Raw genomic sequence first — 23,073 nt, forward strand, 5'->3', positions numbered from 1 at the left:
ATGTGGCGCCAAAGTGAACCGAGGACACCGCCAGGGCTTTGGATACACCCCGGCCGTGCCATTGGTGTAAGGTGCCAGTCGCCCAAGCAACACCCTGGCGCCATGCAGCGCCGGGCGATGACAGAGCCCCAAGGAGACAGCATGGAGACGAACGCATCCCTCGGTGCGCCCGGCCCGACGCCGGGCGAAGTGGCCGCTTCGGCGGCGCAGCGGATCACGCAGGCGCACGAGCGCTCCACCGCCTTCGGCCTGCGGCGGCACGAGTCGGCGGACCTGCGGCCCCTGGATGCCGAAGCCCTGGCCTGGATGGTGGCCCGCAACGAAGCGCTGTTCGCCCACGCCCGCCCCGTGATGGAAACGCTGTCGGCCCAGATCGCCGGCACCCAGAGCATGGTGCTGCTGACCGATGCGCAGGGCGTGGTGCTGCACGCCCTGGGCGACGACGAGTTCCTGGACCGGGCGAGCCGAGTCGCCCTGCGCCCCGGCGCGGCGTGGTCCGAGCGCAGCAAGGGCACGAATGCCATCGGCACGGCCCTGGCGCTGGGCGAGGCGCTGCAGGTCAACGGCAATGAGCACTTTCTACAGGCCAACCATTTCCTGACCTGTTCCTGCGCGCCCATCCTCGACCCGCACGGGCATGTGATCGGCGCGCTCGACGTGAGCGGCGACCACCGCAGCCAGAGCGCCCACACCATGGCGCTGGTGCGCATGTCGGCCAAGATGGTGGAGAACCACCTGTTCGGCAAGGTGTTCGAAGACGCCGTTCGGCTGCGCTTCCATGCGCGGACGGAATTCCTCGGCACGCTGGTGGAGGGGTTGGCCGCGTTCACGCCGGACGGGCGGTTCCTCGCCGCCAACCGCAGCGGGCAGTTCCAGCTGGGCATGTCGGCCAATGCGTTGCAGGCGCACACGTTCTCTTCGCTGTTCGGCATGCCCATGGCGGCGCTGCTCGCGCATGCCCGCCAGGCTGTTCCGGAGCCGCTGCGCCTGCAGCTGCCCGGCGGCGTGGCGGTGCAGGCGATGGTGGAGTTTCGGCCACGCTCGGGCACGCTGCTGCCCTGGGTCGACCCGGGCAACGGGCCCGATCGGTCTGATCGGTCCGACGGGGCCGGGGCGCCACCGGCGATCCAGCCAGGGGAGGGCGATGCGCCAGGCGCGCCGCCCGCCCGGCCGCGACCGGCGAAGCCGGCCCGGCTGTCCAGCCTGCGCTACCTGGACACGGGCGATGCCCAGCTCGCCCAGGTGATCGACCGGGTCACGCGGCTGCTGGGCAGCGACGTGTCCACGCTGATCCTGGGCGAGACCGGCACGGGCAAGGAACTGCTGGCCCGCGCCATCCACCAGGACGGGCCGCGGCAGGGCGGCCCTTTCGTGGCGGTCAACTGCGCGTCGATTCCCGAGACGCTGATCGAGTCCGAGTTGTTCGGCTACGACGAAGGCGCCTTCACCGGCGCACGGCGCAAGGGCCATCCCGGCAAGATCGTGCAGGCCCATGGCGGCACGCTGTTCCTCGACGAGATCGGCGACATGCCGCTGTCGATGCAGGCCCGGCTGCTGCGCGTGCTGCAGGAGCGCAGCGTTTCGCCGCTGGGTGGGGTGCGGCAGGTGCCGGTGGACGTGGCCGTGGTCTGCGCCACGCACCGCAACCTGCGCGAGATGATGGCGCAGGGCACCTTCCGCGATGACCTCTACTACCGGCTGAACGGGCTCGTCGTGCGGCTGCCCGCGCTGCGTGAGCGCACCGATCTGGCCGTGATCGTCGAGCGCATCCTGCGTGCGCAGGCCGACGCCCCCGCCAGCGCGGTGCCGCGCGTCGCGCCCGAGGCCATGGCGCTGTTCGCCGCGCATGCCTGGCCGGGCAACCTGCGCCAGTTGAGCAGCGTGCTGCGCACCGCGGCGCTGATGGCACGGGGCGACGCCGGGGTGATCCAGCGGGCGCATCTGCCCGAGGACTTCCTGGAGGATTGCGACCTGCTGCTGGCGCATGCCAGCGGCACAGCAGGCAATGCAGGAGGGCCTGCCCCGGCCCTGGCCCGGGCCTTGCCGGGCGAGCATGCGTTGGCACACAGCCCCGTTGCCGTGCCGCGCCTGGGCGATACCACCGCTGCTGCCCTGGCGCAGGCGCTGACGGCCCACGGCGGCAATGTATCGGCCGCGGCGCGTGCGCTGGGCGTGTCGCGCAACACCGTGTACCGTCACCTCAAGGCGGCGCAGGCCGCAGGTGGGCCCGAGCCTTTCAAGCCGGCGGCCCGAGCGCGCTGACGGCCACCCATTCCGCGTCGCTGTACAGCCGCGACCGGGTGAGGAAACGCAGGCCCGTGGGCCGTTCCAGCGAGAACATGCCGCCGTTGCCGGGCACCGCATCGATGATGAGGTGCGTGTGCTCCCAGTAGGCGAACTGCGAGCGGCTCATGTAGAAGGGTGTGCCCGCGATCTCGCCCAGCAGCACGTCCGAATCGCCCAGCAGAAACTCCCCCAGCGCGAAGCACATCGGCGCGCTGCCGTCGCAGCACCCCCCCGACTGGTGGAACATGAGCGGGCCGTGCTGCGCGACCAGGCGCTCGATGAGCGCGACGGCCGCCGGCGTGGCCGAGACGCGGCCCACGGGCCCGGTCTCCGGGGCGGGTACCGGTGTGGAGGGGGCGGCCGGCGTGTTCATGGGGATCAGGCCGTTGCCATGTCCAGCACGATGCGCCCCTGGATCTGCCCCTGGCGCATGCGGTCGAACAGGTCGTTGATGTTCTCGAGCTTCTCCGTGGCCACGGTGGCCTTCACCTGGCCGCGCGCGGCGAAATCGAGCGACTCCTGCAGGTCGAGCCGCGTGCCCACGATGGAGCCGCGCACCGTCACGCCGCGCAGCACCATGTCGAAGATCGGCAGGGGGAAGTTGCCGGGCGGCAGGCCGTTGAGCGCCACCGTGCCGCCGCGCCGCACCATGCCCAGGGCCTGCTCGAAGGCCTTGGGCGACACGGCGGTCACCAGCGCACCGTGGGCGCCGCCGATCTCCTTTTGCAGGTAGGCGGCGGGGTCGGTGGTCTTGGCGTTCACCGTCACGCTCGCCCCCAGCTGCCTGGCGAGGTCGAGCTTGTCGTCTTCCACGTCCACGGCGGCCACGTTCAGGCCCATGGCCTTGGCGTACTGCACGGCCATGTGGCCCAGGCCGCCGATGCCCGAGATGACGACCCAGTCGCCGGGCTTGGTGTCGGTCACCTTGAGGCCCTTGTACACCGTGACGCCGGCGCACAGCACCGGCGCGATGTCCACGAAGCCGATGTCCTTGGGCAGGTGGCCCACGAAGTTCGGGTCGGCCAGGGCGTAGTCGGCAAAGCCCCCGTTGACCGAATAGCCGGTGTTGCTCTGCGATTCGCACAGCGTCTCCCAGCCGCCCATGCAATGCGTGCAGTAGCCGCACGCCGAGTGCAGCCAGGGCACGCCCACGCGGTCGCCTTCCTTCACGTGCTTGACGTTCTTGCCGACGCCGGCCACGAAGCCCACGCCTTCATGGCCCGGGATGAACGGCGGGTTCGGCTTGACGGGCCAGTCGCCTTCGGCGGCGTGCAGGTCGGTGTGGCACACGCCGGAGGCCTTGATCTTCACGAGGATCTGGTCGTCCGAAGGCGTGGGCACGGGCACTTCCTCGATGGTGAGCGGCTGGCCGAATGTGCGAACGACAGCGGCCTTCATGGTCTTGGCGGTCATGGGTGGGGAAATCCTTTCGTCTGCAGCGGATGTGCAGCGGGTTCAACGGGGTGTCGGGCCTTCACGGTAGGCCCGACACCCGGTGGCTGGGCTGATGCAGATCAAGCGATCAGAAGAAGCCCAGCGGCGCCTGCGAGTAGCTCACCAGCAGGTTCTTGGTCTGCTGGTAGTGGTCCAGCATCATCTTGTGGTTCTCGCGGCCGATGCCCGACTGCTTGTAGCCGCCGAAGGCCGCGTGCGCGGGGTACTGGTGGTAGCAGTTGGTCCACACGCGCCCGGCCTGGATGCCCTTGCCCATGCGGAAGGCGCGTGCGCCGTCGCGGCTCCACACGCCGGCGCCCAGGCCGTAGAGCGTGTCGTTGGCGATCTCCAGCGCCTCTTCCTCGGTCTTGAAGGTGGTCACCGACAGCACGGGGCCGAAGATCTCCTCCTGGAAGATGCGCATCTTGTTGTGGCCCTTGAACACCGTGGGCTTGACGTAGTAGCCGCCGGCCAGGTCGCCGTCCAGGTGGTTGCGCTCGCCGCCGATCAGGCACTGCGCGCCCTCCTGCTTGCCCAGGTCCAGGTACGAGAGGATCTTTTCGAGCTGCTCCTGCGAGGCCTGCGCGCCGATCATGGTGGCCTTGTCCAGCGGGTGGCCCTGCTTGATGGCCGCCACGCGCTTCAGGGCGCGTTCCATGAACTGGTCGTAGATCGATTCCTGCACCAGCGCGCGGCTGGGGCAGGTGCAGACCTCGCCCTGGTTGAGCGCGAACATCGCAAAGCCTTCCAGCGCCTTGTCGAAGAAGCCATCGTCGGCCGCCATCACGTCTTCGAAGAACACGTTGGGGCTCTTGCCGCCCAGCTCCAGCGTCACGGGAATGATGTTCTGGCTGGCGTACTGCATGATGAGCCGGCCCGTGGTGGTCTCGCCCGTGAAAGCTATTTTTGCGATGCGCGGACTGCTGGCCAGCGGCTTGCCGGCTTCCAGGCCGAACCCGTTCACCACGTTGACCACGCCGGGCGGCAGCAGGTCGCCCACCAGTTCCAGCAGCACGAGGATGGAGGCGGGCGTCTGCTCGGCGGGCTTGAGCACCACGCAGTTGCCGGCGGCCAGGGCCGGTGCGAGCTTCCATACCGCCATGAGAATCGGGAAGTTCCACGGAATGATCTGCCCCACCACGCCCAGCGGCTCGTGGAAGTGGTAGGCCATGGTTTCGTGGTCGATCTCGCTGATGCCGCCTTCCTGCGCGCGGATGCAGCCGGCGAAGTAGCGGAAGTGGTCGATGGCCAGGGGAATGTCGGCGGCCATGGTCTCGCGCAGCGGCTTGCCGTTGTCCAGCGTCTCGGCCACCGCGATGGTGAGCAGGTTGGCTTCCATGCGGTCGGCGATCTTCAGCAGGGCGTTCGCCCGGTCGGTGGTAGAGGTCTTGCCCCAGGCAACCTTGGCCTTGTGGGCGGCATCCAGTGCAGCGTTGATGTCCTTGTCGTTGGAGCGGGGGATGGAGGTGAACACCTGGCCGTTGATGGGAGAGGTGTTCTCGAAATACTGGCCGTCGATGGGCGGCACCCACTGCCCGCCGATGTAGTTGCCGTACTGCTTCTTGTAAGGGTTGGCGATGCCGAGGCTGGCGATTTCTGCCATGTTCATGGTGCATGTCTCCTGTGGTCGGTTGGGGTGTTCCACGCCACCGGGGTGGCGCGGGCCTCTGTGTTGGCGCAATGCACGTGCCAGCTGGGTCAGGGCAGGCCAACCTTCAAAATGAATAGCAGGGAAACCAAGCAGATCAAGCGGTGGTGGTCGATTTCTCTTTGATCGCTTCAAGGCCGCATCGAGCGCTGGAGTGCCCCGTGGCGCAACGGGTGTTCCGTTGCGGAACACTTGGCGGGTCGATGTGGAACAACGCCGGACCCGCACAATGGACGGGTTCCCCATCCGAACTCCGCACGCCACCCCGATGAAAAAGCCGCCTTCCGCTCCCGTGAGTGCCTTCGCCCAGGAACTGCCCGGGGTCTTCGCGCCTTGGGGCTCCGTCCGGTTGCGGCGCATGTTCGGCGGCTGGGGCGTCTTCCACGAAGGCCGCATGCTGGCGCTGGTGGTGAACGATGCGCTGTACCTCAAGGCCGACGCGCTCACCGCGCCGGTGTTCGACGCCCGTGGCCTGCAGCCTTTCGTCTACGAGCGCCATGGCCGCCCGGTGGCGCTGTCGTACCGGCAGGCCCCGGCGGAAATGTACGAAGACCCGGCCGAAGCGGTGGAGTGGGCCAGCCGGGCCTGGGAGGCCGCCCTGCGGTCGGCTTCCCGGCCGGGGCCGGCGGCCAGCCGCAGGCCGGGTGGTTCGGTGGACAAAAAGGGGCGGTGAGCCACCGCGCCGTTCGGTGCTATTGATTTGATAGCTACCAGGGCAATCAAAACCCCGGCATGGGCTCTTTTTCGCCTCAAGGGTGGCGGCAACCGTGGCGGCGCGGGGCCGCGGGTGTATAACCGATGCCCTCCGGGTCGGGCGCCCGTGCAGCGCCTGCGGGCGCGGAGGCCATTCCTTCCATGCCGTCGCCCGGCCCATCCAACCAATCGATCAATCAATCAACGACGCGGGACGCCTGGAGCGCCGCAAACCAAGGAATCGTCACGATGGGCGCGCAGTGGAAAGCAAAGGGCAAGGCACAGGTCGCGGATGCCAAAGGCAAGCTGTTCGGCAAGCTGGTCAAGGAAATCATGGTCGCGGCGCGCGGTGGCGCCGATCCGGCGGGCAATGCGCGGCTGCGCCTGGTGGTGGAGCAGGCTCGCAAGGTGTCCATGCCCAAGGACACCCTCGAGCGCGCCATCAAAAAGGGTGCGGGCCTGTCCGGCGATGCGGTCAATTACGAGCGCGTGATCTATGAAGGCTTCGCCCCGCACCAGGTGGCGGTGATGGTGGAGTGCCTCACCGACAACGTGAACCGCACGGCGCCGGAAATGCGCGTGCTTTTTCGCAAGGGCCAACTCGGCACGTCCGGCTCCGTGGCCTGGGACTTTCACCATGTGGGCATCATCGAGGCCGAGCCGGCGTCTGCCGATGCGGACCCCGAAATGGCCGCCATCGAGGCGGGCGCCCAGGATTTCGAGCCCGGCGAGGAAGAGGGCAACACCACGTTCTGGACCGATCCCACTGATCTGGACCTGGTGTGCCGCGCGCTGCCGGCGCAGGGGTTCACGGTGCTGTCGGCCAAGCTGGGCTACCGGCCCAAGAACCCGGTGAACCCGGCCAATCTCAGCGCGGAGCAACTGGAAGAGGTCGAATCGTTCCTGGCCGCCATCGACGGCAACGACGACGTGCAGAACGTGTTCGTGGCGCTGGCGGGCTGAGCGCCTCCGGCACGCCTGCCTTTCCAAAAGAAAGCCGCCCCGGCCGTGAGGTCGGGGCGGCTTTTTCAATGCGCCAGGAGACGCTTCAGAAGTCCAGGATGTTGGACTGCACCACGGTCGGAATGTGCGACTGCACGAACGACTGGATGGTGCTGCAGGGCAGGAAGAACGGCCGCTGGGTGATCGTCACGGTGCAGGTCTGGCCGTTCACTGAAAACGTGCCAGCCACCGTGCCCAGTGGCGTGCCCACCGAAAAGCTGCCACCCGCGGGACCGCCCGAGATGACGCCGCCATTCTGGTGAATGAGGGCGGCGATCTTGACGAACAGGTCCTGGGCACTGCCCGTGAAGTTCACATTGAAAGGGCTGCATGAAGCCATGGTTTTTCTCCTGCGTAATGAAAAATGGCCGAATTGATTTGATTTTTGATTCGGCCCCTCCCTTGGTGGCAAATCAGCAGCGGCCCACCACCGTGCCGCTGTAAATGGGATTGCCGTTGAGGTAAATGGTGACTTTCAGGCCCGTGGGAATGAAAGAGCCGCAAGTCTGCGCGCATGCCTTCAGTTGGCCACCGACGGGAATGTGGATCGGAGAGGTAATGCAGAGATTGCCGTAGATGGGCACCGAGAAGCAGATCTGGTTGGTGGTCGGGTTGTAGCTGGCGCCCACGCAGACGGACAGTTTCAGCGCTTCCACGCCTTCCAGGTTGGGAGCGCCGGCAGCGTTGCTGCGCAGTGCAGGTGCGTGGCTGCTGCCCTCGGCGAAACCCACAGCCGTGAAGTTCGGCACGTGGGTCGATTCGTCTTGGGCGTTGTTTTGGTTGCAATTACAATCGGACATTATGTTTCCTAGAGGGTTTGTTTTCTCTGAACAAAATACCGGCTTCAGCAAGATTGCGTGGCCGGTTGCTTTCTCATGACGCCCCTCGATTATTTTTTTAATGGCGTTTTTGACGCCGCTTAAAAATCCCCCTCGGTTGCGATTCATGAGTGGGCGGATTTTGTTCTTCGACCCCTTTTATTGCCCTTAACGCGGCCTTGGAAAACCTGAAGCGTTCTGAAACAATCTTGGTGTAGAGTGAGAGACCCGCCGGGGAGGCTGGGTTGTTAGAGGCGACAAGAACTTGCGGGCCATGACCACTGAATTCACGTTTTCCCACTTCACGCTGAGGGTCCACGAGCGCCAGTTGCTGGCCCACGGTAAGCCTGTCCTGCTGGGAGCCCGCGCTTTCGATGTGCTGTGCGCCCTGGTCCACAAAGCCGGCGCGCTGGTGACCAAATCGGAGCTGTTCAATCTCGTCTGGCCGGGCATGGTGGTGGAGGAAAACAACCTGCAGGTGCATGTGTCCTCGCTGCGCAAGCTGCTGGGCTCCGACCTGATCATGACCATCCCGGGGCAGGGCTACCGGTTCGTCGCGCGTGTCGCGCCGGTGGCCAGTGGCACCCAGGTGCCTGAGCCGCTGCCGGTCGCCATGGTGTCCAGTGCCTCCCGCTCGGTGGCGGTGCTGCCGTTCGGTGTGGCGGGCGGCCTCGCCGATGACGGCTATCTGGCCGACGGCATGGCCGAGGACATCATCAACCGCCTGTCCCGCTCGCGCTGGCTGTACGTGATCGCCCGCAGCTCCTCGGTGAGCTACCGGCATCCGCTGCCGCCCAACGGCACCATCAGCCAGGAGCTGGGGGTGCGCTACCTCGTGTCAGGCCTGATCCGGTTCAACGGCAACCGGTTGCGCGTGACCGCGGAGCTGATCGACGGGCCGCGCAACGAAACCATCTGGGCGCAGAGCTTCGACCGGCCGGTGGATGACCTCTTTCAGGTGCAGGACGAGATATCGGCGGCCATCGTGAGCGCCATCGAGCCGGTGTACCTGCGGCGCGAGGAATGGGTCAGCAGCCAGACCACGCCCCGCGACCGCGAGCATTGGGAACTGCTGATGCGCGCGCGCTGGCATTTCTGGCGCTCCACGCGCGACCACATGGAGAAGGCGGAGTACTTTGCGCAAAAGGCGCTGGACACCAAGCCCGACGATCCCCCGGCCCTGGCCCTGCTGGCATTCATCCTGATGTCGCGGGTGTGGGCCGGCTGGTCCGAATCCGCCCGCATGGACATCGCCGAAGCCAACCGCCATGCCCTGCAGGCGGTGAGCCACGACGACACCGACGCCTTCGCCCATTTCACGCTGGGCACGGTGCTTTCGTTCTCGCGCAATTTTCCGCAGGCGATTTCCGAGCAGGAGCATGCCCTGTCGATCTATCCGCAGTTCGCCGCCGCGGCGGGCGAACTGGGGCGCCTGCTGGCGTTTTGCGGGCGCACGCAGGAGGCCGCGAGCTACGCATTGCAGGCCTGCGAGGCCAGCCCGCTCGATCCCCACCTGAGCCTGTGGATCCGCACACGGGCGCTGGCGAGCTTCATCGAGGGCGATTACCAGGCCGCGCTGGGCTTCGCCCTGCAGGCGCTGTCCAAGCGTCCGGACTGGTTCTTCAACCACTACCTGCTGGCCGCGTGCCAGGTCGCGTCCGGCCGCCCGGAGGACGGACAGCAGACCCTGCGGCAGGCCCAGAAGTTCGGCCCGTACTCCCTGCAGGCGTTGAAGGCCGGCCACCCCTTCGTGGACGAAGCGCACCTGAACCATTACACCGACTGCCTGCGGCAGGCGGGCTGGAGCGAGTGAGGCGCGCCTCCCACCGGCAGTCCATGAGAAACCCAACCATCGGCAATCCAAAAGAGAGAGGGAAACGGTATGTCTGAAGCGAATGCACCCCAGAAAATCGCCATCCTGGGGGGTGGCCTCGCCGCCCTGACGGCGGCCTACGAGCTGACCAGCCAGCCCGGCTGGCAGGAAAAATACGCCATCACGGTGTACCAGATGGGCTGGCGGCTCGGCGGCAAGTGCGCCACCAAGCGGGGGCCCAACAACCGCATCGAGGAGCACGGCATCCACGGGTTCCTGGGCAGCTACTACAACGCGCTGCCGATCATGGCCGACTGCTACAAGGCCCTGGGCCGCCCGGCGGATGCCAAGCTGGCCACGTTCGAGCAGGCTTTCATTCCCGAGAGCTTCGTGCTGATGTGGGAATTCGAGAACGGCGGCTTCAAGCGCTGGCCCATGACCGTGCCGACCAATTCGCTGACTCCGGACGATGCTTCGTCCCTGCAGACCATCCGCCAGTGGATCGGCGGGCTGATCGAGACGACCCAGGGCCTGATCGACCCCGAAGCCACGCCCGGCCTGAGCGAGATCCACAAGCTGGAGCTGCGCGCCGGCCAGGACATCCTGGAACGCCTGCAGACCGCGATCCTCGACGAGAACGCCGAGCTGGGCACCAGCCACCCCGTGCTTGACGAGGTGTGGGACTGGCTGCACGCGCGGCTCAAAGGTCTGATCGACGAGAACGACGACCTGCGGCGCCTGTACATCCTGCTCGAATACCTGATGGCCATCGTGCGCGGCGTGCTGGCCGACCGCATCATCGAGCGCGGCTTCGATGTGATCGACAACGAGAATTTCAGCGACTGGCTGGCGCGCCACGGCGCTTCGGTGATGACGGTGTCGTCCCCGCTCGCGCTCAACACGGTCAACCTGTCCTACCAGTACCCGCAGGGCGATACGGCCCGCACCGCCAGCATGGCGGCAGGCGCCTACCTGCATTGGTCGCTGCGCAGCTATGCGTACATGGGTGCATTCGCCTGGCTGTTCGCGGCGGGCACGGGCGAGACGGTGATCGCGCCGCTGTACCTGGTGCTGCGCCAGCGCGGCGTGCAGTTCGAGTTCTTCCACAAGGTCGAAAACCTCGCGCTGTCGGCGGACGGCCAGTCGGTGGCTGCCGTGCAGATGGGCGTGCAGGCCACCCTGGTGAAGCCGGATGCGCCCTACGAACCGCTCGTGCCGATCGAAGGCCTGCCAGCGTGGCCGTCCGGCCCCTGCTACGACCAGTTGGTGGAAGGCGATGCGCTGCGCGAGCAGGACATCGACCTGGAGTCGTACTGGACGCCCTGGAAGAACGTGGGCCAGAAGACCCTGAAGGCCGGCGAAGACTTCGATCAGGTGGTGCTGGCCATCGCGGTGGGTGCCGTGCCCTACCTGTGCAAGGAGCTGCTGGCCGCGCGTCCCGAATGGCGCGCGATGGTCGAGAAGGTGCCCACCGTGCAGACGCAGACCATGCAGGTCTGGCTGAACCGCAGCACCACCGATCTGGGCTGGGACATTCCCCTCAAGAACCCCACCGACACGGTGATCGGCGCCACCTACATGAACCCGCTGGATGGGCAGGTGGACTTCACCCACCTGCTGCAGTGGGAGTCGTGGCCGGCCAGCCAGATGCCCAAATCGCTGTGGTACTTCTCGGGCGCCATGGCCGACTACGAGCCGCCGCCGCCCCTGACCGACACCGGCTACCCCGCACGGGCCGACGCCAGGGTGAAGGCCCAGTGCATCCAGTACCTGCAGGTGTGCATGGGACCGCTGCTGCCGAAATCCACGACCAACGTGGTCTCGCCGCCGGGCGACCCGACGGGCATGGATTTCAGCCTGCTGCAGGACCACGACCCGGCCAACACCGGGCTGGGCGTGCAGCGCTTCGACCAGCAGTTCTGGCGCGCCAACATCGACCCGTCCGAGCGCTACGTGATCAGCCCGCCGGGCAGCACCGCCGCGCGGCTCAAGGCGTGGGAGTCGGGCTTCAGCAACCTCGTGCTGGCGGGCGACTGGATCTACACCGGGCTGAACGTGGGCAGCGCCGAGGGCGCGACCATGGGCGGCCGGCTGGCGTCGCACGCCATCAGCGGGTATCCAGCGCTGACGGACATCGTGGGCTATCCGGTCTCGGCCGACGCCCCGTGCGCACCGCCTGCGGCGCCCGCCGCCGCTGAATAAGGCAATAAGGCGACAGGGCCAGCGGGAAACCGGGCTGCGGCGGCGCAGCCCGTGGGCCGGTCAGCCGCGCAGGAAGTCCGCGTGGCCGGGCCGGCCGGGCAGATGCAGCGCCGCCACGGGCGCCGGGCTGCCCGCCACCCGCCGGCCTCGCCGCCACACCCCCAGGCGCGTGGCGCGCAGCCGGATCGCCTCGGCCGGATCGCGCGCATGCAGCAGCACGAAGTCGGCATGGCAGCCGGCCTGCAGGCCATAGCCCTCCAGGCCCAGCAGCAGGGCCGGGTTCGTGGTCACTGCCTCGAAGCACTGGCGCATGGCTTGCTGGCCGGTCATCTGCCCCACGTGCAGGCCCATGTGGGCGGCCTCCAGCATGTCGCCGCTGCCGCCCCCGTACCACGGGTCCATCACGCAATCGTGGCCGAAGGCCACCGTCAGGCCCGCGGCCATCAACTCGGGCACGCGGGTCATGCCGCGGCGCTTGGGGTAGGTGTCGTGGCGGCCCTGGAGGGTGATGTTGATGAGCGGGTTGGCCACCACCCCCAGCTGCGCCTCGGCCATCAGGGGGATGAGCTTGCTCACGTAGTAGTTGTCCATGCTGTGCATGGAGGTGAGGTGCGAGCCCGTCACCCGGCCGTGCAGGCCCAGGCGCTGGGTTTCGAAAGCCAGCGTTTCGACGTGGCGCGAGAGCGGGTCGTCGGTCTCGTCGCAGTGCATGTCCACCCGCTTGCCCCGATCGGCGGCCAGCTCGCACAGGATGCGCACGCTTTCCGCTCCCTGCGCCATGGTGCGTTCGAAATGGGGAATGCCGCCCACCACGTCCACGCCCAGGTCCAGCGCGCGCTGGAGGTTGTCCAGGCCGCCCGCGGCGCGCAGCACGCCGTCCTGCGGGAAGGCGACCAGCTGCAGGTCGAGGTAGGGCGCCACGCGGCGCTTCACGTCCAGCAGCGCGTGCACGGGCAGCAGCCGCGGGTCGCTGGTGTCCACGTGCGAGCGGATGGCCAGCAGGCCGCGCGCCACGGCCCAGTCGCAGTAGTGCATCGCCCGCTCCACGATGGCCTCGTGCGTCAGCTGGGGCTTCAGTTCGCCCCACAGCGCGATGCCCTCCAGCAGCGTGCCGCTCTCGTTCACGCGGGGCTGGCCGTAGCTCAAGGTCGAGTCCATGTGGAAGTGCGCATCGACGAACGGCGGGCTCAGCAGCAGGCCGCCCGCATCGACGGTCTCGTGCGCCGGGGCCTGCAGGCCCTCGGTCACTTCGGCAATGCGCCCGTCCTGCACGGCCACGGAAACGTTCGTGCGGCCATCGGGCAGGGTGGCGTTGTGGATGAGCAGGTCGAGCATGGTGTGTGGGGCCGGGCAAGGGTGTGAGGGGGCTGGCGGAAGCGGTGCAGGCCGGCATGCAAAAGGCTTGCCCGCGGCGCCACCGGGCCTGCCAGTGTAGGCCGCGGGGGGTGCCGTTGCGCAGTCCGATGGCCGGACCGGGTGCGCCGGCCGGGACAACGGCCCATGTCGGATTTCTTCCAGACCGCGCGGAAAGGCCGCCTATGCTGCGGGCACGTTCGATCCACCCTGTCTTTTGCTGAAGGAGACCCCATGCAGTTCGGCTACACCATTCTTTACGTCGAGGACGTGCCCGGCACCGTCGCTTTCTACGAGGCCGCGTTCGGTCTTTCGCGCCGCTTCGTGCACGAGGCGGGGGACTTCGGCGAGATGGACACCGGCGCCACCGCGCTGGCGTTCTCGTCGCTCCAGCTGATGGCCCAGCTGGGCAAGAACCCGCAGCGGGCGGTGGCGGGCGCGCCCCAGTGTGAGATCGCTTTCACCACGGCCGATGTCGCCGCAGCCGTGGACCGCGCGATCCAGGCTGGCGCCACCCTGGTGCAGGCCCCAGAGTCCATGCCCTGGGGCCAGACGGTGGCCTATGTGCACGACTGCAACGGCTTTCTGGTGGAGCTGTGCACGCCGATGGGCGCGGGCAACTGACGGGGGAGCGGCGCTTGGGCGGCGCTGCGCCGTTCCACGCGGCTGGTTCGATGTGGCCGATGGCAAGGCAGCGTTCAGCCGTAGCCGCTGGACTGCACGGAAGCCAGCAGGTCCTTCGATGCCCTCAGCCGGGCGGGCGTCTGTCCCAGCCAGTGCCGGCATTCGCGGCCGAAATGCGCCTGGTCGGCGTAGCCATGGTCCGCCGCGATGGCGGCCAGGGGCGGGCACCATCGCCCGCCAGGGCCTGGGCCGCTCGGCGCACCCGCGCGAGGGCGCGCCAGTAGCGTGGGGGCTCGCCGGTCGCGGTGCGCATCAGCCGCTCCAGCGTGCGTTCCGACACGCCCAGCGCCCGCGCGGCGGCCCCCACGGTCGGGGACTGCGCGAGGGCGGCCAGTGCCTCCTGCACGCGCGTGTCGCACCGCGTGAAGTCGGCTAGAGCCGCGTGCACGCGTGCACGCGGGCGGCGGTCTCGGCCGGATCGCGGGTCAGGTCGATGGCCTGCACCGACTGCAGCAGCGCGTCGGCATCCACCCCCACGCCGGGATGCAGCCAAAAGCCCAGCCAGTCCTCGCCGGCGCGGGCGGGCACGCCGTAGGCCTGCTGCGGCAAATGCGACACCATCCAGTGCACGGCACCGTGGGCGTCGATCTGCACGATGAGGTCGCGGCACCCGTCGGGCAGCACGCAGGTCACGCCGGCTTCGGTGCCCTGGTGCTGCCAGCGTTCCAGCACCGTGGGCGGCAGCCACACCGCGGTGGGGCAGGCGGGCAGCAGGGGGTGTTCCATGGGAGGCCGGGGCCTTTCAGCCGCCATGCGTGCCGGCGTGCCAGTTGGTGCGGGCGAGCCGGTACAGGCAATGCGGCCGCACCGGGTGGCCCACCGGCACGGCCGGGTGGTCGAACGCTTCGGTGGGGCTTTCGCGCATGCCCAGGCGCTGCATCACCGCGCGCGAGCGCTGGTTGCCCAGGGTGGTGAATGACACGATCTCCGCCAGGCCCAAGTCTTCGAAGCCTGCCCGCAGCGCCAGGCGCGCCGCCTCGCTGGCCAGGCCCTGGCCCCAGAAGGGCCGGGCGAGCCGCCAGCCGATCTCCACGCACGGCGCGAAGGGCAGTTCGGCCGAGGGCGTGTGCAGGCCCACAAAGCCCATGAAGCGCGGGCCGCTGTCGCCCTGCAGGCAATCCGCGGCCCAGAAACCCCAGCCGCGCTGCGCGATCAGCGCCTCGATCCGGTCGGCCATGGCATCGCTGGCGTCGCGGGCCAGCGGCGCGGAAAAGTGCGCCATTACCGCCGGGTCGGCATTCATCGCGGCGAAGGGCGCGCGGTCGGCGGCGGTCCAGGGCCGAAGGCGCAGCCGCGGCGTGGCCAGGGACTCCGGGGCGATGGGGACGAAGGTGTCCGGGGGCTGGGGCGTCGGCATGCGCCGATGTTATGGGAGAGGAGAGGGGGCCAAGGTCCGGTCGCCCAAGGTTCGCTACCGCTCGCCCTTGCGGTAGGGCTTCATCAGCGCCTGTGGATACGCCGCCTTGCGGGCCACCAGCACCAGCGCCAGGATCGACAGCAGGTAGGGCAGCATCAGGTACACCTGATACGGCAGCCACGCATCGCCCGCCTGCTGCAGCCGCAACTGCAGCGCATCGAAAAAGGCGAACAGCAGCGCGCCCAGCAGCGCCTTGCCGGGCCGCCACGAGGCGAACACCACCAGCGCCACGCAGATCCAGCCGCGCCCATTCACCATGTTGAAGAAGAACGCATTGAACGCCGACAACGTGAGAAACGCCCCCGCCACCCCCATCAGCGCGGAGCCCGCCACCACCGAAGCGGTGCGCGTGGCCGCCACCGGAATGCCCTGGCCCTCGGCCGCCTGGGGGTTCTCGCCCACCATGCGCACGGCCAGCCCGAGCGGGGTGCGCAGCAGCACCCAGGCCAGCAGCGGCACCAGCAGCAGGGCCAGCAGCGTGAGCGGCGTCTGGGCCGACAGGATGGGAATGCCCAGCCAGGCCATAGGCGCGAACGGCTCGATCGTGGGGGGCGTGGTCACCTTCGGAAAGCCCACGCGGTAGCCGTAGTAGCTGAGCGAGGTGGCCAACAGCGTGATGCCCAGCCCCGACACGTGCTGCGACAGCGCGAGCCCCACGGTCAGCCAGGCGTGCAGCAGCCCGAAGGCCGCCCCGGTGAGCGCGGCCACCAGCACGCCGGTCCACAGGCCATGGCCGGCATACACTGTTAGCCAGCCCGTGAAGGCGCCCGCGACCATGATCCCCTCGATGCCCAGGTTCAAAACGCCTGCGCGCTCGCACAGCAGCACGCCCAGCGTGCCCAGGACGAGCGGCGTGGCCACCCGCAGCGTGGCGATCCAGAACGCCGGGTTGGCCAGGATGTCCATCAGCTCGGTCATGCGGGCGGCGCCTTTTGGGTATTTGCTATTTTTTTAATAGCATTGAGGGCAATTTTGACTAGGGCATGGGGGCGATTCGGCTTGAAATCGGTCATGGCATGCTCCCGCATCACTTCCAGCGCACCCGGTACTGCGCGAGCAGCCCCGCCACCAGCACCGCGATCAGTGAGGCCGCCACGATCACGTCGGCGATGTAGGTGGGAACGCCCACCGCGCGGCTCATGCTGTCCGCCCCCACGAGCACCCCCGCCACGAAGACGCCCGCGGCCACCACGCCCAGCGGGTGCAGGCCCGCCAGCATGGCGATCACGATACCGCTGTAGCCATAGCCTGGCGACATGTCCAGCGTCACGTAGCTGGTGCGGCCCGCCACCTCGATGGCGCCTGCCAGCCCTGCCAGGCCGCCCGAGAGCAGGGCCACCAGCACCACCGTGCGCGTGATCGGCACGCCGGCGAACGCCGCCGCGCGGGCATTGGCCCCCGCCGCGCGGATCTCGAAACCCGGCACCGTGCGCGTGAGCAGCGCCCACAGCAGCACGGCCAGCCCCACGGCCCACAGCAGGCCGGTGTGCAGCCGCGTCTGCGGCACCAGGCGCGACAGTTCCAGCTCGCCTTGCAGCGCCACGCTTTGCGGCCAGCCGAGGGCGAGGGGGTCTTTCATCGGACCGTCGAGCAGAGCGGACACCAGCAGCAGCATCACGAAGTTCAGCAGCAGCGTGGTCACCACCTCGTCGACGCCGAGCCGCGCCTTCATCAGCGCCGGCCCCAGCAGCAGGGCGGCCCCGGCCAGCGCGGCGGCCAGCATCATGAGCGGAAACAGCACCGGCACGGGCCATTGCAGGCCGGTGCCGCCATGCATGCCGCCCACCGCCACCGCCGCGATCGCGCCGGCATACAGCTGGCCCTCCGCGCCGATGTTGAAGAGCCGCGCGCGGAACGCCACGGCCGCGGACAGCCCCGTCAGGATGAGCGGCGTGGCGCGCGTCAAGGTCTCGGTCAGCGCGAACACCGAGCCGAACGCGCCCTGCGCCAGCAGCGCGTAGGTGCGCCCCACGGGGGCGCCGGCCCACAGCACCAGCAGGGCGCTCACCAGCAGGGTGAAGGCCACCGCGCCGACCGGGGCCGCCACATAGGCCAGCGCCGAAGTGCGCTCGCGTTTTTCCAGTCTCATGGGGTGTCGCTTTCAGCCGCGGGCGCCACGGTGGCCGGTGTGGCGTCGGCGCTGCCGCGGGCCCCGCCGGGGTCTGCTCCGGCCATGGCCAGGCCGATGGCCTCGCGCGTCCAGCCCTCAGCGGGGCGGGCTTCGCTCAGGTGCCCGGCGTGCATCACCGCCACGCGGTCGCCCAGCGCCAGCACCTCGTCCAGGTCGTCGGAGATCAGCAGCACGGCCGCGCCGGCATCGCGCGCCGCCACCAGTTGCCGCTGCACGAACGTGACCGCGCCGATGTCCAGGCCCCAGGTGGGCTGGTGCGCCACGATCAGGCGGGGGGCCGGCTGCGTTCCGTCGCCCGGCGGCAGCAGGGCCCGGCCCAGGATGAGTTTTTGCATGTTGCCGCCCGACAGCGACCGCGCCGGCGCGTCCAGCCCGCCGCCGCGCACGTCGAACGTCTCGGCCACGCGTCGGGCATGCTGGCGCGCCACGCCGCGCCGTATCCAGAAGCCTGCAAACGCGCCGCGCGAGAACCAGCGGCTGGACAGGCGCTCTGACACCGCGTTCTCCCACACCGGCAGATCGCCCACCACGCCCACGGCATGGCGGTCTTCGGGAATGCGGGCCACGCCTTGCGCCACCAGCCGGGTGGGCCGGGCGGTCAAAGGCGCGCCCAGCAGCGTGGCGGTGCCGCCCGTGGGGGCGCGCACGCCGCACAGCACATCGGCCAGCGCCACCTGGCCATTGCCCGACACGCCCGCGATGGCCACGATCTCGCCCGCATGCAGCGTGAGGCTCACGCCCCGCAGCGCGTCGTGCGCCGACCGCGCCGACGCCTGCGTCCGCACGTCGTCCAGGGTGCACACCGGCGCACCCACCGCGCGGGCCGGGCTGCGCGCCGCCATCTCCACCGCATGGCCCACCATCCACTGCGCGAGCTGGCCCTGCGTGGTGCCCCGCGCGGGCGCCTCGGCCACGAGCCGGCCCTGCCGCAGCACGGCGATGCGGTGCGACACGCGCAGCACCTCGCCCAGCTTGTGGCTGATGAACACGATCGACAGGCCCTGCGCCACCATCTGGGCCAGGGTGTGAAACAGCGCCTCGCTCTCCTGCGGCGTGAGCACCGCGGTGGGCTCGTCCAGGATCAGGATGCGGGCGCCGCGGTACAGCGCTTTCAGGATTTCCACGCGCTGCCGCTCGCCCACCGAAAGGCTGCCCACACGGGCATCGGGCACCACCGGCAGGCCGAACCGGGCCGAGACGTCCAGCAGCCGCGCGCGGGCCGCGGCCCGGCGCGAGAACGGCTGCCACAGCGGCTCGCTGCCCAGCATCACGTTATCGAGCACGCTCAGGTTGTCGGCCAGCGTGAAGTGCTGGTGCACCATGCCGATGCCGGCCGCCAGCGACGCGCGGGGCTGGCCCGGCGGCAGCGGCTGGCCGAAGACCTCGATGTGCCCGGCGTCGGCCCGGTAGTGGCCGAAGAGGATCGACATCAGCGTGGACTTGCCCGCGCCGTTTTCGCCCAGCAGCGCCAGCACCTCGCCCCGGGCGAGGGTCAGGTCGATGCCATCGTTGGCGACCAGCGGGCCGAACCGCTTGGTGATGCCGCGAAGGCGCAGCACGGGCGGCCCGGCCTCGGCGGACGGCGGGCAGGCGGCGGGCTCACCCACGCGGCGTGCTCCGCCCGGCGCAGCGCGCGCGCATCACTTGGCCGTGGACTTGGGCTGGCTGTCGTCCACCTTCACGGTGAACTTGCCCGCCAGGATGTCGGCCTCCCTGGCCTTCACTTTGGCCACGACCTCGGCCGGCACCTTCTTCTCGAACGTGCCCAGCGGCGCGAGTTCGGAGCCCTTGTGCTTCATCATCGAATAGGGGCCGTAGTCCTCGGCGGCGAACTTGCCTTCCTTGACCAGCGCGATCGCGCGGTCCACGCTGGGCTCCATGTGCCACAGCGCCGAGGCCACCACCGTGTCCGGGTACTGGGCCTGCGTGTTGATCACATTGCCGATGGCCAGCTTGCCCTTTTCCTTGGCGGCGTCGGACACGCCGAAACGCTCGGCATACAGCACGTCGGCGCCCTTGTCGATCATGGCGAAGGTCGCCTCCTTGGCCTTCGGCGGGTCGAACCAGCTGTTGATGAAGGTGATGGTGAACTCGGCCTTCGGGTTCACCTCCTTCGCGCCGGCCATGAAGGCGTGCATCAGGCGGTTGACCTCTGGAATCGGAAAGCCGCCCACCATGCCGATCTTGTTCGTGCGGGTCATGCCGCCCGCCACCATGCCGGACAGGTAGGCCGGCTCCTGGATGTAGTTGTCGAACACGCTGAAATTGGGCGCCTGCGGCTTGCCGGAGGAACCCATCACGAAGGCTGTCTTGGGAAAGTCCTTGGCCACCTTGCGCGCGGCGGCCTCCACGCCGAACACCTCGCCGAAGATCAGCTGGTTGCCCCCGGTGGCGTACTCGCGCATCACGCGCTCGTAATCGGCATTGGCCACGTTCTCGCTGCTCTTGTATTCGATCTCGCCACGCGTTTCCGCCGCCTTGAGCGCCTTGTGGATGCGGCTCACCCATTGCTGTTCATAGGGCACCGTGTAGATCGCCGCCACCTTCAGCTTGGCCTGGGCGAAGGCCAGCGTGGGCGCCAGGCCCAGGGTGGCGGAGATGGCCAGGGAGGTGCAGAACAGGCGGCCGGTGAAGAGGCGGCGAGAGGTCATGGAGCGTCCTTTTGCAGGGGAAAAGAGGTCGATGCAGGAAGCCAGCAGCGCATGCAAAATGCGCGCCAGTCATTCACCCCGTGATTCATTTCGTCCCGAAGATCCGGTCCCCGGCATCGCCCAGCCCGGGCAGGATGTAGCCGTGGTCATTCAGTTCGCGGTCGATCGCGGCGGTGTAGATCGGCACGTCGGGGTGGGCCTTTTGCAAGGTGGCCACGCCTTCCGGTGCGGCCAGCAGGCAGACGAACTTGATCGAGCGGGGGTTGAGTTTCTTCAGGCGGTCCACCGCGGCCGCGGCGGAGTTGCCGGTGGCGAGCATGGGGTCCACGACGATGATGTCGCGCTCTTCCATTTCGGACGGCATCTTGAAGTAGTACTCGACCGGCTGCAGTGTCTGCGGGTCGCGGTACAGGCCGATGTGGCCCACGCGGGCGCCCGGGATCACGTTGAGCATGCCGTCCAGAAAGCCGTTGCCGGCGCGCAGGATGGACACGAGCACCTGCTTCTTGCCGTCGATCACCTGGCCCGTCATGGTTTCCAGCGGGGTTTCGATCTGCACGTCCTGCAGCGGCATGTCGCGCGTGACCTCGTAGGCCATCAGGGTGCTGAGTTCGCCGAGCAGGCGGCGAAAGCTGTTGGTGCTGGCGTCCTTCTTGCGCATCAGGGTCAGCTTGTGCTGGACCAGGGGATGGGTGATGACGTGGACATTGCTCATGGGCTGGGGCCTCTTGTTGGGAAAGTGAAAAGCTGGAAAACCGGTCTGCAGGGGGCAGGGGAAAGAAAAGGTGCGTGCGTCGCCGCCCAGGGGCGGCGCGGGGCGCGGATCAGTCTGCCAGAAAGCGTGCGTACCGCGCCAGGTCGACGTTGCCGCCGCTCACGATGATGCCCACGCGCTTGCCATGCAGGTCCACGCCGCCATGCAGGGCGCCCGCAAAAGCGAGGGCGCCGGTGGGCTCCACGACGATCTTCATGCGCTCGGCGAAGAAGCGCAGGGCCTGCACCAGCTGCTCGTCGGTGGCGGTGACGATGTCGGCCACGTCGCGCTGGATGATGGGAAAGGTGATGCTGCCCAGCGCCTGGGTCTGCGCGCCGTCGGCGATGGTGTGGGGCGTGTCGATGCGCACGATGCGGCCGGCGCGCAGCGATTGCTGGGCGTCGTTGCCGGCGGCCGGCTCCACGCCGATCACCTGGCAGTCGGGGGCCAGCGCCTTCGCGGCCAGAAGGCTGCCGGACAGCAATCCGCCGCCGCCCAGGCAAACGAACAGGTAATCGAGGTCGGGCACTTCTTCGAGCAGCTCCTTGGCGGCGGTACCCTGGCCGGCGATGACGTGCGGATGGTCGAACGGCGGCACCAGGGTCATGCCGCGCTCCTGCGCGAGCCGGTGGCTGATGGCTTCGCGGTCTTCGGTGAAGCGGTTGTAGGTGACGACCTGGGCGCCGTACTCGCGCGTGGCAGCCATCTTGGCGGTGGGCGCATCCTCGGGCATGACGATCAGGGCGGGCATGTCCAGCAGGCGGGCCGAGAGGGCGATGGCCTGCGCATGGTTGCCGGAAGAAAAAGCCAGCACGCCGCCTTCGCGCTGGGTGGCGTCGAACTGCGCCAGGGTGTTGTAGGCACCGCGGAACTTGAAGGCGCCCATGCGCTGCAGGTTCTCGCACTTGAAAAAGAGCTGGGCGCCGCACTGCTGGTCCGCCGTGCTGGAGCGCGCCACGGGCGTGCGGTGCGCGACGCCCTGGAGCCGATGGGCCGCGTCGGCGACGTCGGTGTAGGTGGGCAGGGCCGGGATGTGCGTAGGCATGGCAGCGTCCTCGCGTAGACGGGATCGGAAAGAGCACGCATCATAGCCCGCCAGCGAGCGGCGGAGCGCGGAAATGGGCTGCAGCGCAAGCCCAGCAAGCGCAGGCAGCTATGGAATTTGATAGCAAAGGCCCGCCTGTCGCAGCCCGCAGGCCGGGCGGACCGATCGCTCACCCTCCATCGCTGAAGCGCTGCAGCGGCGCGAGCGGAGGAAAGGCGCCCTCGCGCCTGCCACGCATCGCGTCCACGGCCTCGCCCACATGCCGGTTGCTCCAGATCGCGCCCTGCAGCCAGCCCATCTGGCGCAGGCTGTCGTCCACCGAGTGGTCGCGCGCATAGTGCACGGCCTGCTTGGTGCCCCAGATGGCGACCGGCGGCTTGGCGGCGATCTCGCGGGCGCAGGCCAGGGCCGCGTCCAGCATCGCCGCCTGCGTGTCGAACAGTTCGTTGACCAGCCCGCAGGCCAGGGCGCGCGGTGCGGGCAGGCGCCGGCCGGTATAGGCCAGCTCCTTGACGATGCCCAGCGGAATCAGCTTGGGCAGGCGCTGCAGCGTGCCCACGTCGGCCACCATGCCGATGTTGATCTCCTGGATGCAGAAGAACGCGTCCTGCGTGGCGTAGCGGATGCAGGCGGCCGTCACCATGTCCACCGCGCCGCCGATGCAGCCGCCGTGGATGGCGGCGATCACGGGAATGCGCAGCGATTCGATACGCGTGAACGTGGCCTGCATGTCGGTCAGCAGGTCGAAGACGGCGGCGCGGCCTTCGGGGCTCTGGTCGTCCATGGCGATGGCGCCACCGAACGTGTCCAGCGCCATGCCGGCCGAAAAGTGCTTGCCCGTGCTGCTGATGACGAGCGCGCGCGCCTCGCCCGACCGGTGCAGCCGCGCCAGCACGGTGTCCAGCTCGCGCCAGAACGCCGGGTGCATGGTGTTCAGGGCCTCCGGCCGGTTCAGCACCAGATGCGCCACCTGGTCCGTGATGGCGAGCGAAAAGCAGGTGAGGGCGGGGAGGTCGGTGGTATCGGTCATGCGGCGCACTCTAGGCGGGTTGGCGCCAAGGCGGCCGTCACCTGTGCGACGGCGGCGTTGGGCGGCACCGCAAGGAAGGCACGGGGGGCCGGCCGATATACTTCCCGGTCCT

General features: G+C 68.7%; 22 protein-coding genes. 6 read left to right on the forward strand and 16 right to left on the reverse strand.

What is annotated here, in order from left to right; translation table 11 throughout:
• The first annotated feature begins 141 nt into the window (after positions 1–141).
• On the forward strand, positions 142–2,262 hold the full coding sequence (locus AVME950_RS17865; RefSeq protein WP_284430843.1) for a sigma-54-dependent Fis family transcriptional regulator: 2,121 nt from the start codon (positions 142–144) through the stop codon (positions 2,260–2,262).
• Here the strand turns inward: AVME950_RS17865 and AVME950_RS17870 are convergent.
• The 3 genes from AVME950_RS17870 to adh all read right to left on the reverse strand — a co-directional run bounded on the left by AVME950_RS17870 (position 2,237) and on the right by adh (position 5,329).
• On the reverse strand, positions 2,237–2,659 hold the full coding sequence (locus AVME950_RS17870) for a DUF779 domain-containing protein (RefSeq protein ID WP_284430844.1): 423 nt from the start codon (positions 2,657–2,659) through the stop codon (positions 2,237–2,239). The two genes, AVME950_RS17865 and AVME950_RS17870, sit on opposite strands and share 26 nt — an antisense overlap.
• Positions 2,660–2,664: 5 nt before the next feature.
• Complete coding sequence (gene adhP / locus AVME950_RS17875; protein WP_284430845.1) at positions 2,665–3,699, reverse strand: alcohol dehydrogenase AdhP; 1,035 nt, start codon at positions 3,697–3,699, stop codon at positions 2,665–2,667.
• A 109-nt stretch (positions 3,700–3,808) separates the two neighbouring features.
• Complete coding sequence (gene adh, locus AVME950_RS17880; RefSeq protein ID WP_284430846.1) at positions 3,809–5,329, reverse strand: aldehyde dehydrogenase; 1,521 nt, start codon at positions 5,327–5,329, stop codon at positions 3,809–3,811.
• 307 nt (positions 5,330–5,636) lie between these two features.
• On the opposite strand from adh, the gene AVME950_RS17885 reads away from it, so the two are divergent.
• A complete protein-coding gene (locus tag AVME950_RS17885; RefSeq protein WP_284430847.1) occupies positions 5,637–6,041 on the forward strand; it encodes a TfoX/Sxy family protein in 405 nt (134 codons plus the stop codon).
• A 269-nt stretch (positions 6,042–6,310) separates the two neighbouring features.
• A complete protein-coding gene (locus AVME950_RS17890; protein ID WP_272563794.1) occupies positions 6,311–7,024 on the forward strand; it encodes a YebC/PmpR family DNA-binding transcriptional regulator in 714 nt (237 codons plus the stop codon).
• An 85-nt stretch (positions 7,025–7,109) separates the two neighbouring features.
• Here AVME950_RS17890 and AVME950_RS17895 read toward each other — a convergent pair whose 3' ends face one another.
• Together AVME950_RS17895 and AVME950_RS17900 are read right to left on the reverse strand one after the other, a co-directional pair.
• Positions 7,110–7,403: a hypothetical protein gene (locus tag AVME950_RS17895; protein WP_284430848.1), complete on the reverse strand. Its 294-nt coding sequence runs from the start codon at positions 7,401–7,403 to the stop codon at positions 7,110–7,112.
• Positions 7,404–7,476: 73 nt separating this feature from the next.
• A complete protein-coding gene (locus AVME950_RS17900; RefSeq protein WP_284430849.1) occupies positions 7,477–8,010 on the reverse strand; it encodes a hypothetical protein in 534 nt (177 codons plus the stop codon).
• A gap of 145 nt (positions 8,011–8,155) precedes the next feature.
• Between AVME950_RS17900 and AVME950_RS17905 the strand changes: the two genes are divergently transcribed.
• Together AVME950_RS17905 and AVME950_RS17910 are read left to right on the forward strand one after the other, a co-directional pair.
• A complete protein-coding gene (locus AVME950_RS17905; RefSeq protein WP_284430850.1) occupies positions 8,156–9,694 on the forward strand; it encodes a winged helix-turn-helix domain-containing protein in 1,539 nt (512 codons plus the stop codon).
• Between the two features lie 69 nt (positions 9,695–9,763).
• Positions 9,764–11,896 (forward strand): NAD(P)-binding protein, encoded by a 2,133-nt coding sequence (locus AVME950_RS17910; protein ID WP_284430851.1) that lies wholly within the window; start codon positions 9,764–9,766, stop codon positions 11,894–11,896.
• Positions 11,897–11,956: 60 nt separating this feature from the next.
• Here the strand turns inward: AVME950_RS17910 and AVME950_RS17915 are convergent, their stop codons facing one another.
• A complete protein-coding gene (locus AVME950_RS17915) occupies positions 11,957–13,231 on the reverse strand; it encodes an amidohydrolase family protein (RefSeq protein WP_284430852.1) in 1,275 nt (424 codons plus the stop codon).
• 252 nt (positions 13,232–13,483) lie between these two features.
• Here AVME950_RS17915 and AVME950_RS17920 point away from each other — a divergent pair, with 252 nt between their 5' ends.
• The gene (locus tag AVME950_RS17920) at positions 13,484–13,873 is read left to right on the forward strand and encodes a VOC family protein (RefSeq protein WP_284430853.1); all 390 of its coding nucleotides are present in this window, start codon (positions 13,484–13,486) and stop codon (positions 13,871–13,873) included.
• Between the two features lie 124 nt (positions 13,874–13,997).
• On the opposite strand, the gene AVME950_RS17925 is transcribed toward AVME950_RS17920, so the two are convergent.
• The 10 genes from AVME950_RS17925 to AVME950_RS17970 all read right to left on the reverse strand — a co-directional run bounded on the left by AVME950_RS17925 (position 13,998) and on the right by AVME950_RS17970 (position 22,961).
• A complete protein-coding gene (locus tag AVME950_RS17925; protein WP_284430854.1) occupies positions 13,998–14,321 on the reverse strand; it encodes a hypothetical protein in 324 nt (107 codons plus the stop codon).
• Positions 14,306–14,659, reverse strand: a complete 354-nt coding sequence (locus tag AVME950_RS17930) for a hypothetical protein (protein WP_284430855.1) — start codon at positions 14,657–14,659, stop codon at positions 14,306–14,308. Before AVME950_RS17930 ends, AVME950_RS17925 begins: the two co-directional genes overlap by 16 nt.
• Positions 14,660–14,675: 16 nt before the next feature.
• Entirely contained in the window at positions 14,676–15,290 is a 615-nt protein-coding gene (locus AVME950_RS17935; protein WP_284430856.1) for a GNAT family N-acetyltransferase, read from the reverse strand.
• Between the two features lie 54 nt (positions 15,291–15,344).
• Positions 15,345–16,268 (reverse strand): ABC transporter permease, encoded by a 924-nt coding sequence (locus AVME950_RS17940; RefSeq protein ID WP_284430857.1) that lies wholly within the window; start codon positions 16,266–16,268, stop codon positions 15,345–15,347.
• A 109-nt stretch (positions 16,269–16,377) separates the two neighbouring features.
• Positions 16,378–17,439 (reverse strand): ABC transporter permease, encoded by a 1,062-nt coding sequence (locus AVME950_RS17945; protein ID WP_284406417.1) that lies wholly within the window; start codon positions 17,437–17,439, stop codon positions 16,378–16,380.
• The gene (locus tag AVME950_RS17950; protein ID WP_284430858.1) at positions 17,436–19,088 is read right to left on the reverse strand and encodes an ABC transporter ATP-binding protein; all 1,653 of its coding nucleotides are present in this window, start codon (positions 19,086–19,088) and stop codon (positions 17,436–17,438) included. Before AVME950_RS17950 ends, AVME950_RS17945 begins: the two co-directional genes overlap by 4 nt.
• Positions 19,089–19,121: 33 nt before the next feature.
• The gene (locus tag AVME950_RS17955) at positions 19,122–20,132 is read right to left on the reverse strand and encodes a BMP family protein (protein WP_284400379.1); all 1,011 of its coding nucleotides are present in this window, start codon (positions 20,130–20,132) and stop codon (positions 19,122–19,124) included.
• Between the two features lie 85 nt (positions 20,133–20,217).
• On the reverse strand, positions 20,218–20,847 hold the full coding sequence (gene upp, locus AVME950_RS17960; RefSeq protein WP_272552393.1) for a uracil phosphoribosyltransferase: 630 nt from the start codon (positions 20,845–20,847) through the stop codon (positions 20,218–20,220).
• A gap of 109 nt (positions 20,848–20,956) precedes the next feature.
• Entirely contained in the window at positions 20,957–21,931 is a 975-nt protein-coding gene (locus AVME950_RS17965; RefSeq protein WP_284400376.1) for a threo-3-hydroxy-L-aspartate ammonia-lyase, read from the reverse strand.
• A 169-nt stretch (positions 21,932–22,100) separates the two neighbouring features.
• Entirely contained in the window at positions 22,101–22,961 is an 861-nt protein-coding gene (locus AVME950_RS17970; RefSeq protein WP_284430859.1) for an enoyl-CoA hydratase-related protein, read from the reverse strand.
• Positions 22,962–23,073: the final 112 nt, after the last annotated feature.

Source organism: Acidovorax sp. SUPP950 (assembly GCF_030158935.1).
GTDB lineage: Bacteria > Pseudomonadota > Gammaproteobacteria > Burkholderiales > Burkholderiaceae_C > Paracidovorax.